A 9724-nucleotide genomic window follows, 5' to 3' on the forward strand; every position below is an offset into this window, starting at 1 on the left:
CCGCGCCGCCGCGTCCTCGCTGGCCTCCTCGTCGACCGGCCGGGCCCGCAGGTCGGCCACGAAGGTCGCCAGCGCGTCCTCGAGCGGCCGCCAGCGCGCGCCGTCGAGCAGCCCGAGCGCCCGCTCGGTCACGTAGGGCGTCAGCAGCTGGTTCATCGGGGCGTGCCTTTCGCGGACGGGCCGGCGCTCGGGTGAAGGATGTTCATCGGGACATGCTCCTCGGGACAGGTTCCGTTCGCGGGCGATCGGGCGGCGCGCCGGCGGGCGGGGCGGGCTCCGCCTCGGCCTGGGCTGCATGTCCCCTCGGACATGCCTTTGAAAACATGTGTTTCAGGACATGCTCCTAGCGCCAGCTCGGCGCTCGCTTCTGCTGGCGCGCGCGGTCGGCCTCGGCGAAGTCGGGGTGCTGCATGCAGACCGCCTGGGCCTGGGCCTCGGCCTCGATCGCCGCGGTGAAGTCCATGTCGAGCTCCTGCTGCAGCATCGTCTTGGTCATGCGGGCGGCGAAGTGGGGCCCGTCGGCGACGCGCTTGGCCAGCGCGAACGCGGCGCGGTCGACCGCGTCGCGGTCGGGCTCGTCGTCGACCACCTGGGTGGCCAGGCCGATCTGCGCGCAGCGGTCGGCGGGCACGCGGTCGCCGAGCAGCAAGATCTCGCTCGCGTGGCCGAGGCCGACCACCCGCGGGAGCAGCCAGCTCGCGCCCATGTCGGCGCCCGACAGGCCGACCTGCGGGAACAGGAACGCGAAGAACGAATTCTTGCCCATCACCCGCAGGTCGCTGGCGAGGGCCATCACCGCGCCGGCGCCGGCGGCCACGCGCTTGACGCTGGCGACGATCGGCAGCTTGCAGCGGCGCATGGCGTGGATGAGCTCCCCCGTCATCCGCGTGAACCGCAGGAGCGCCTCGGTGTCGCGCTCGAACAGCCGGGTGATGATGTCGTCGACGTCGCCGCCGGCGCAGAACGCCCGGCCCGCGCCCTGCAGCACCAGCGCCCGCGCGCCGCCCTCCGCGTGCGCGCGGCGGTCGATCACCGTGAACAGGTCGGTGAGCTCGCGGTAGACCTGGAACGTCAGCGCGTTGAAGCGGTCGGGCCGCGTCAGGGTGATGACCCCCACGCGCTCGCGCTCCTCGTACGAAAAGCTCTCGGGCCGCGGCAGCGGCAGGTCGCGCAGGTCGGGGTCGGCGGAGCGGGTCACGGGAGATCTGGTAGCACGGCGAGGCCCTGGATCTCCACCTTCGCCCGCGGCTCGAGCAGCGCCGCGACCTCGACCAGCGCCATCGCCGGGTAGTGGCGCCCCATCAGCTCGCGGTACGCGGCGCCGACGGCGGCCAGCTCGGCGACGTACTCGCGCTTGTCCGTCACGTAGACCGTCAGCGAGATCACGTGCTCCGGCCGCCCGCCCGCCGCCGTCACCACCGCGACCACGTTGGCCAGCGCCTGGCGGAATTGCGCCGCGAACGCGTCGGACACCAGCTGCTCGCGCGCGTCCCAGGCGATCATGCCGGCGATCGCCAGCAGCTCGCCGCGGGCCGCCATGCCGTTGCTGTAGCCGCGAGGCCGCTGCCAGCCGTCGGGGAGGATCGCGCGCGCGGGGACCTTCGCCTCGTCCGTCATCGCCGACGAGCTTCGCACGCGCTCCACAAATCCTCCATCCTTCGCCGCGACCGGGCTGCTACCGTCGAACGAGAGCCCGCGCATGTCGACCCGTGAACGCAGCGTCCCCGCGGTCCTCGTGGTCGAGGACGACCCCGCGATCGCCGCCGGCATCGTGCGCGGGCTCAAGGGCGCGGGCTTCGACGTCGAGCTCGCGCACGACGGCCGCCGCGGCGCCGAGCTGGCCCTGGCGCGCCCGTTCGACCTCGTGGTCCTCGACCTCATGCTGCCCGAGCTCGGCGGCTTCGAGGTGCTCGAGCTGTGGCGCGGCCGGCTGTCGACCCCGGTGATCGTGCTGAGCGCCCGCACCGAGCTCGACGCCCGCCTGCAGGCCTTCGCCGGCGGGGCCGTCGACTACCTGCCCAAGCCGTTCTGGATCGAGGAGCTGCTGGCCCGCGTGCGCGCCCGCCTGCGTCTGCCCGACGCGGCCGCGCCGACGCGCACCTTCGGCTGGGACGGCGCGCTGCTCGACCTCGACGCCCGCACCGTCACCCTCGCCGGCGAGCCGCTCGGCCTCACCGCCCACGAGTTCAATGTCCTTTTGTACCTGGTCGAAAGGCCAGCTCGTGCGATCACCCGGCGCCAGCTGGCCGAGGCCGCGCTGCCGGCCGGCGGCGACCGCAGCGAGCGGACGGTCGACTCGCACGTGGCCCGGATCCGCCGCAAGCTGGGCCCGGCGGGCGCGCGGATCGCCACGGTGTGGGGCATCGGCTACCGCTTCGACGCGCCGGAGTCGGCATGACCCGGATCTTGCGCGGCCTGTCGGGGCGCGTGTTCCTGGCCGCGGCGATCTGCGCCGGCCTCAGCGTCGCCCTCGTGGCGGTGGTGATGCCGTCGCTGTTCATCGAGCAGGCGATCAGGCGGATCGGCGCGCTCGCGCCGCAGCTCGACGCGATCTCGCTGGCCCAGTGCGAGCGCGACCCGGCCACTTTCACCGCGCAGCACGGCCCCGAGCTCGAGCTCGTCGTCTACGACGGCGACACCCTCGCGCCCGCGGTCGCCGACGCCCCGCCGCTCGACCCGCAGCTGCTGGCGCGCCTGCAGGCCGGCGAGGCCGCGCCGACGCGCATGTACTTCTTCGTCAACCCATGGGGCGGCGCCAGCCTGCGCCGCGCCGCCGACCACGGCCCGTGCGCGCTGGTCCAGCTGCGCTGGAAGCTCAGCACCTCCGAGCGCCGCTACGCGCTGCTCATCATCTTCGGCCTGCTCGCGTGCAGCGTCGCCCTCACCGTCGGCCTCGCCAGCTTCTTCGCGGTGCGACCGATCGCCCTGCGCCTCGAGAAGCTGCGCCGCGCCACCGAGCAGGTCGGTCACGCCGCCGGCTACGCCTCCGCCGGCGACCCCGCGCGCGACGACCTCGGTCAGCTCTCGGCCCTGCTCGACCAGGCCCACGCGCGCATCGCCGCCGACGCCGCGCGCATGGAGGCCCGCCACCGCGCGCTCGAGCAGCACCTCGCCAACATCGCCCACGACCTGCGCACGCCGCTGGCGTCGCTGCAGATCGCGCTCGAGCAGCTGGCCGGAGGCGCGCGCCCGGCCGACGACCAGGGCCTGGTCCGCGGAGCCATCGGCGACGTCGTCTACATGGGCTCGCTGATCGACAACCTCTACCTCGCGTGTCGCCTGCAGGAGGGCGCCGACCCGCTGCACGGCGACCTGCGCGTGGATCTGTGCGCCGTCGTCGACCGCGTCGCTCGTCGCTTCGCCGCGCTCGGCCGCACCCGCGGCATCGAGGTCCACGGCGCTCGCCCCGACGCCGCGGTGTGGGCCCGCTGCAACCCGGCGATGGCCGAGCAGGCGCTGGCCAACCTGGTCCACAACGCCGTCGCCCACGGCGACCCCGGCGGCCACGTGGCGATCCTGCTCGAAGAGACAGGTCCCGATTCGTTCGGTCTCACCGTCGTCGACGACGGCCCCGGCGTGCCCCCGGCCGACCTGCCGAAGATCGGCGAGCGCACGTTCCGCTCCGACGAGGCTCGCCGCCGCGACCCGAAAGGCGGGGGCCTCGGCCTGGCGATCTCGCAAGAAGTGTGCAGCCGCGCCGGCTTCGCCCTGACCCTCGCCGGCGAAGAGCCGCGCGGCTTGCGAGCGACGATCCACGGCCCCGTCAGCGGCCCGCCGCAGGTCGCGTGAGCGTCACGCCCGCGCGCGCAGCATCCGGCCACGGCCCGGCGCGCGAGCAATTCCCCCCGGCGCCGGCGAGGCCGTGACTCGAGGCAACCCTGCCGGAGCGGGTCTCCATGGATTCCGGTCAAGCCCTCCGTCGACATGTCTCTCGAGACAGCAAGCTTCAGCCGTGGGGCATCGTGACCCCGCTCCGTGTCGCGCGCATCGCGGCGGTTCTCCACACACTCTCCACAACTTGAGTGGTGAACTGGAGGCCATGCAGCGCATCACCGCGATCTTCCCCCTCGGCCTCCTCCTCGTCGCGTGCGGCGACGTCTCCGAGGGCAGCGCCGGCAGCGACACGGCCGGCAGCGACACGGCCGGCAGCGACACGGCCGGCAGCTCGACCACCGGCGAGGCCGCGGCGGTCACTTACTGGCGCGACGTCAAGGCGGTCCTCGACGCCAAGTGCGTCGGCTGTCACAGCCCCGGCAACCTCGCCCCGTTCTCGCTCGCCTCGTACGCCGACGCCAGCGCGGTCGCCAGCGCCCTGCCGGCCTCGCTGGAGGCCGGGACCATGCCCCCGTGGCCGCCCGACGCCGCCTGCGGCACCTACCTCCACGACCGCTCGATCGACGACGACGCGCGCCAGCTCGTGCTCGACTGGGTCGAGCTCGGCGCGCCCGAGGGCGACCCCGCCGACGCCCCGCCGCCGGCCCAGGCGCCCGAGCCGATCGCGTTCGACATCGACCTCCAGCTGCCCGAGCCCTACACCCCGACGATCGCGCCCGACGAGTACCGCTGCTTCCTGATGCCCTGGCCGGAGGAAGCGGAGACCTTCGTGACCGCGCTCAGCGTGACGCCCGGGGAGCGGCAGATCGTGCATCACGTGATCGCCTTCGCGATCCCGCCCGACCAGGCGGAGGCCTACCGCGCGCTCGACGAGGCCGACCCCGACCCCGGCTACCTCTGCTACGGCGGCCCGAGCGGCGGCAAGATCAACGACGGCCGCGTGCCCTGGCTCGGCGCCTGGGTCCCCGGCGGCGCCCCGGGCGACATGCCCGAAGGGACAGGTATCAAGGTGCAGCCGGGCTCCCTCGTGGCGGTGCAGATGCACTACCACACCTACCCGGGCGCGGGGCCCGATCAGTCGCGGATCCAGATCCGCACCGCCGCGAGCGTCGACCGGGTCGCGGTGATGATGCCGTTCACCAACCCGGCGTGGGTCCAGGGCAGCGAGCCGATGCTGATCCCCGCCGGCGAGGCCGGGGTCGTCCACAGCTTCGCCGCCGACGTCAGCAACTACCTGCCGCTGCTGTTCCCCGACGGCGGGCTTCAGGCCGGCGATCCCTTCGTCGTCCACGCGGCCGCGTTGCACATGCACACCCGCGGTGTGCGCGGCTCGCTGGGCCTCACCGGCGGCCAGGACACCTGCCTGCTCGACATCCCGCGCTGGGATTTCAACTGGCAAGGCAGCTACCAGCTCACCGCCCCGGTGACGGTCCGCCCCGGCGACAAGCTGCGCCTCGAGTGCGAGTGGGACAACACCGCCGAGAACCAGCCGGTCGAGAACGGGGTGCAGCAGCAGCCCAAGGACATCCTGTGGGGCGAGGGCACCGGCGACGAGATGTGCCTCGGCATCGTCTACGTCACCGGCACCTGACGCGGCGCTTGTTCTCATCTGACCCCCGGGACATGTCTCCTCCGACATGTCCCAGGCGGGGCCGCTCGCCGAGGCGTCGCGTGACGCCCTGCCGTCGACCGACCGGACACGGCAGGGGCGTCGTCTCTCCATGTCCTCATGGACATGTCTACAAAGACATGGAATGAGGCGTCTACTCGGCGTAGATCATCGCCCGCGTCATCCCGCCGTCGACCACGAAGTCCTGGCCGGTGACGAAGCCGGCGCGGTCCGACAGCAGGAAGGCCACCATCGCCGCGACGTCGTCGGGCCGGCCGACCCGGCCGACGGGGTGCTGCGCGTGGTCGACGGGTCGCAGCGGCGGCGGCTCGGGGCGGCCCGGGCCGCGCTCGTCGCGGGTGTCGATCCAGCCCGGACTGACGGAGTTGACGCGGACCGCGGGCCCCAGGCTGCGCGCGAGCGCGTGCGTCAGCGCGACCAGCCCGCCCTTGCTGGCCGCGTACGCCTCGGTGTCGGGCTCGGACTGGTGCGCGCGCGTCGAAGCGACGTTGACGATCGCCCCGCGCGTCGCCTGCAGGTGCGGCGCCGCGTGCTTGCAGCACAGCATCGGCCCGGTGAGGTTGACCGCCAGCACCCGCTCCCAGCGGTCCAGCGGCAGCGCCGTCAGCGGCCCGGCGTGCGGGTCGGCGACGGCCGCGTTGTTGACGAGCGCGTCCAGGCGACCGAGCCGCGTCAGCGCCTCGGCGACCGCGGCCGCGACCTCGGGCTCGCGGCTCAGGTCGGCCTGCACGAACCACGCGGCGTCCGGCCGCGCGAGGGTTTTTTCGAGCGCGTCCTCGCCGGCCTCGCGGTCGACGTCGACGAGGACCACGCGGTAGCCGTCGGCCAGCAGCGCGCGAGCGATGGCCCGCCCGATCCCGCGGCCCGCCCCGGTGACGATGGCGCCGCGCGTGGAGGATGAAGAGGTCATGCCCGCTTGCATATCACCGCCCGCATCCGCTGCCAGCGGTGGCTCGTGACGACCTTTGCCTTCCGACCCGACGGTCAGCGTTTGGCCATCGGCAAATCCGACAGGTGGTGCTGCTCACTAATCGGGGCGGCGAGATTTTTTGCCAGAAGGTGCTCGGCAAGAAGGACCGCGTCGCCGCGATCGCCTTACCCCGCCGGCACGCGCATGGCAGTCGGCTCGGAGACGGGCAAGCTCGCCGTGCTCGCCGTGCCCGCGCGGGCGTGAGGCCCTGCGGCCCTCGCATGTCTCATCGGACAGGTCGTCGAACTGCGCGCGGTCGGGCCGCGGAGCGACCGGGCGCCCGTCGTTGACAGCTGTCTCCCGGCCGGCCACGCCCCTCCGCGAGTCACAGGCAGTTCTGCTGCGCGCACGTCATCAGCGCATTCGCGAAGGAAGCCTGCTCGGGCGTCGCCGGGATCTGCATCGCGCACATCGAAGCGCAAGCGTTGAGCGCGCCACCGCCGGCCACGCACTCCGCCACGCAGACGATGCGGTCGACGCACGGCAGCTCGTCGCTGCAGGCCCCCTTCTGTGCCGGGCACGACGCGTCCATGCAGCTCACCAGCGGCTCGAACGTCCCGATCCAGCAGTCGGCCGCGCAGCTCAGCTCGTGCTCGCCCGCGTCGCACGTCGCGTCGCCGCAGCCCGGGCCCGGCATGAGGCCGTCGCCGCAGTCCTCCGCGCAGCTCACCGACGTCTCCCAGAGGTCGCACAGCCCGTCGCCGCAGCTCGCGTCGAACGGGTTGCAGTCGAGCGGGCAGCTCGCCTCCTCGCCGGGCGCGCACGTCGCGTCGCCGCAGGTCTCCCCGACGGCTCCCGCGAAGCCGCGGGCCAGCGCTTGCGGGGGCTGCTGGATCCGGGCCGCCAGCAGCTTCGCCGCCTCGACCGCCAGGTCGGGCGGCTGGTAGAAGCTCGTGCGCTGGATGAACACGTGGTCCTGCGCCCCGTTGCGCGGGTCGGTCTCGGGGATCGCCGACGTGATCCACACCCCCGACGTGCCGAACGCCGCGTCGTCGGGCGCGTCGAGCGTGTTCGAGGCGGAGCACTGGTCGTTCGGCGTGTTCAGGTTGTCCTCGAAGTACGCCACCGTCGTCAGCGGCTGCGACAGGTGCGGGTCGAGCACGCTGACCACGCTGCCGTGCGGGCCGCTGACCAGCTCCCACGAGAACTGCGCGTCGTCGAAGCCGAAGTCGGGCTCGCCGTCGATGGGCAGCCCGGCCTCGTTGTGCTCGTTGTAGTACGTCATCCCTTCGGCGTCGGGCGAGTAGTCGACGAGCTCCATGATCGCCGGGATCGGGTGCACGCGCAGGAACGTCTGCACCACCTCGACCTGGTCGTAGAACAGGTGGGTGCGCTGCGTCAGCGGCCCGCTGTTGGCCCCGAGGTACGAGCGGATCGCCCGCACCGGGCCGTCGATGTTGGCCACGAACGCCCCCTCCGACGTCGAGAACGTCAGCACGTGGCGGCCGCAGAAGTCGGGCGCGAAGCGGGCCTGGGCGATGTCGAGGATGTCCTCGCCCGTCGAGTCGGCCATCGTGACGCGCAGGCTGTCGGTGACCCACCGGGCCGCGAAGTGGCGCTCGTAGTGCGGGCTCGTGATCGTCGAGTCCTCGAGGATCGGCGGGTCGCAGGTCGCGTTGCCGCAGCTGCCCTTGCCGATGAACGGGTACTCCGTCTTGTAGTCGATGTCGCCGGCCAACCCGAGCTCGTAGCCGACCAGGTCGACGCCCGCGCCGGGGTCGAGGTCGGCGCTCGCGCGGGCGAACAGGTACACCCACGCCCTCTCGTCGCCGTCGACCAGCTCGACCTCGACGCCCGAGCCCGCGACCACCCCGTCCGGCTCGTCGCCCGGCGTCGTGCGGTCGCCCGCGTCACGGGCCATGAACACCACCTCGTCGTCGCGGTCGAGGCTCGGGTCGGTGTCGGCCCCCGTGTACGTGTTCGGGTCGGCGTAGAACAGCGCCTGGATCGTCTGCGCCGTCTTGCACGGCGCGTCCTCGCCGAGCAGCGCCTCCGCGTAGATCGTGCAGAAATCGACAAGCACCCGCTCGTCGACCTGCAGCGGGATCTGCAGCCACGCCCCGTCCTTGCGCGCGAAGCCCACCACGTCGCCGGCCGTCACTCCGGCCAGTCCCGGCACCTGCCCGCCGACCAGCACCACCGGATCGCCGGGCCGCTGCGACAGCCCGCCCTCGACCGCGCCGCCGGTGGTCGTGCCCTCGGTGGTGGTCGTGCCCTCGGTCGACGTCGAGGACGGATCTGCGGTCGAGGTCGGGCTCGACGTCGAGGTCGACGTCGGCGCGTCGGTGGTCGGGTCACCCGTCGACGGCTCGGTCGCGCCGCTCGTCGGCCCCGCCGTGGTCTCGCTCGTCGTCCCGGCGCCGCCGGTCTCGCTGTCGCTGCCGGTCGTGACCGCAGGATCGCCGCCGCACGCGAGCAGCGACGACACGGTCAACAGGCGAGCGAGGCGGAGCAGGGCGGCGCGGTTCATGCCGCCGACGGTACGCCGGACGTGCCCTTGACAGGCAACAGGACATCCTCTGCGGAGGGCCGAGCGTCCCTCGAACACGAGCTCGGGAGCCGAGGTTGCTGGCGCACGCGGAGGGTGGGTCGTCGCCGGCGGTCGACGTCCCCGTCACCTCGAGCCAGGTAATAAGGAAGGGGCGCGGGGCCGCGCGGGCCGCGCGGCGTCGTCACGACAGGTTGAGCGAGTAGCCGAGGGTCATCGGGTTGCCGTCGGCGGTCTTGTTGAACTTCCAGCCCTTGGCCTTCTCCTCGATGCAGGAGGTGATGGTGGGCTCCTTGATCGTGCTGGTGTCGGTGAACTTGATGGCGGACACCGAGCCGTCGCCGGCCACCGTGACGTCGAGGGCGAGCTTGCCGGCCAGGTCGGGCTTGGCCTCCTTGGCCTGGGCGAAGCAATCGGCGACGTCTCCCTGCCTGGCCTGCATCGCCTCCTCGAAGGTGTCGGCGGTGAGGGGCTCTTCGCTCGCGCCGTCGGAGCTGCCGCCACCGTTGCCGCCGCCGCCCTCGCTTGCGGCCGCATCACCGCCGCCGGAGCCGTCGGGGGGCGTGGTCGCTTCCTTCTTGCAGCTCGGCAGGGCGACGAGGGTGGCGAGAGAGAGCGCGAGGGTCCACGAGGTCCGCTGGGTCATGTCAACGCTTTTATCACGGCCCGAGGGGAGGATCTCGGCGCGATCTGTACCTGCAAGGATGTGACCCTCGAGTCGTCGACTATTACGGGGATGTCCCGCTCGCGGGCGCGGGATCGAGCGCTTCACCTGTCCAAATAGACAGCCCAGGCGCGACGG

General features: G+C 72.9%; 8 protein-coding genes. 3 read left to right on the top strand and 5 right to left on the bottom strand.

Going from position 1 to position 9724, the window contains the following annotated elements; translation table 11 throughout:
- Positions 1–343: 343 nt before the first annotated feature.
- Positions 344–1198: an enoyl-CoA hydratase family protein gene (locus OV079_RS43310; RefSeq protein WP_267775591.1), complete on the bottom strand. Its 855-nt coding sequence runs from the start codon at positions 1196–1198 to the stop codon at positions 344–346.
- Positions 1195–1644 (bottom strand): RidA family protein, encoded by a 450-nt coding sequence (locus tag OV079_RS43315; protein ID WP_267775593.1) that lies wholly within the window; start codon positions 1642–1644, stop codon positions 1195–1197. The genes OV079_RS43310 and OV079_RS43315 overlap by 4 nt, the downstream gene beginning before the upstream one ends.
- 55 nt (positions 1645–1699) lie before the next feature.
- Between OV079_RS43315 and OV079_RS43320 the strand changes: the two genes are divergently transcribed.
- The 3 genes from OV079_RS43320 (at position 1700) to OV079_RS43330 (ending at position 5425) form a co-directional block, all read left to right on the top strand.
- Positions 1700–2398 (top strand): response regulator transcription factor, encoded by a 699-nt coding sequence (locus tag OV079_RS43320; RefSeq protein ID WP_267775595.1) that lies wholly within the window; start codon positions 1700–1702, stop codon positions 2396–2398.
- Positions 2395–3789 carry a sensor histidine kinase gene (locus OV079_RS43325; protein WP_267775597.1) on the top strand — a complete coding sequence of 465 codons (1395 nt, stop codon included), beginning with the start codon at positions 2395–2397 and terminating at the stop codon, positions 3787–3789. The genes OV079_RS43320 and OV079_RS43325 overlap by 4 nt, the downstream gene beginning before the upstream one ends.
- A gap of 250 nt (positions 3790–4039) precedes the next feature.
- Positions 4040–5425, top strand: coding sequence for a monooxygenase (locus OV079_RS43330; RefSeq protein ID WP_267775599.1), 1386 nt, complete (start codon positions 4040–4042; stop codon positions 5423–5425).
- Between the two features lie 172 nt (positions 5426–5597).
- Here OV079_RS43330 and OV079_RS43335 read toward each other — a convergent pair whose 3' ends face one another.
- From OV079_RS43335 to OV079_RS43345, 3 genes are all read right to left on the bottom strand, one after another.
- Entirely contained in the window at positions 5598–6374 is a 777-nt protein-coding gene (locus OV079_RS43335) for an SDR family oxidoreductase (protein ID WP_267775600.1), read from the bottom strand.
- A gap of 385 nt (positions 6375–6759) precedes the next feature.
- Positions 6760–8904, bottom strand: coding sequence for a hypothetical protein (locus OV079_RS43340; RefSeq protein WP_267775603.1), 2145 nt, complete (start codon positions 8902–8904; stop codon positions 6760–6762).
- A gap of 202 nt (positions 8905–9106) precedes the next feature.
- On the bottom strand, positions 9107–9568 hold the full coding sequence (locus OV079_RS43345) for an AgmX/PglI C-terminal domain-containing protein (protein WP_267775605.1): 462 nt from the start codon (positions 9566–9568) through the stop codon (positions 9107–9109).
- Positions 9569–9724: the final 156 nt, after the last annotated feature.

Source organism: Nannocystis pusilla, from assembly GCF_026626665.1.
GTDB lineage: Bacteria > Myxococcota_A > Polyangia > Nannocystales > Nannocystaceae > Nannocystis > Nannocystis pusilla.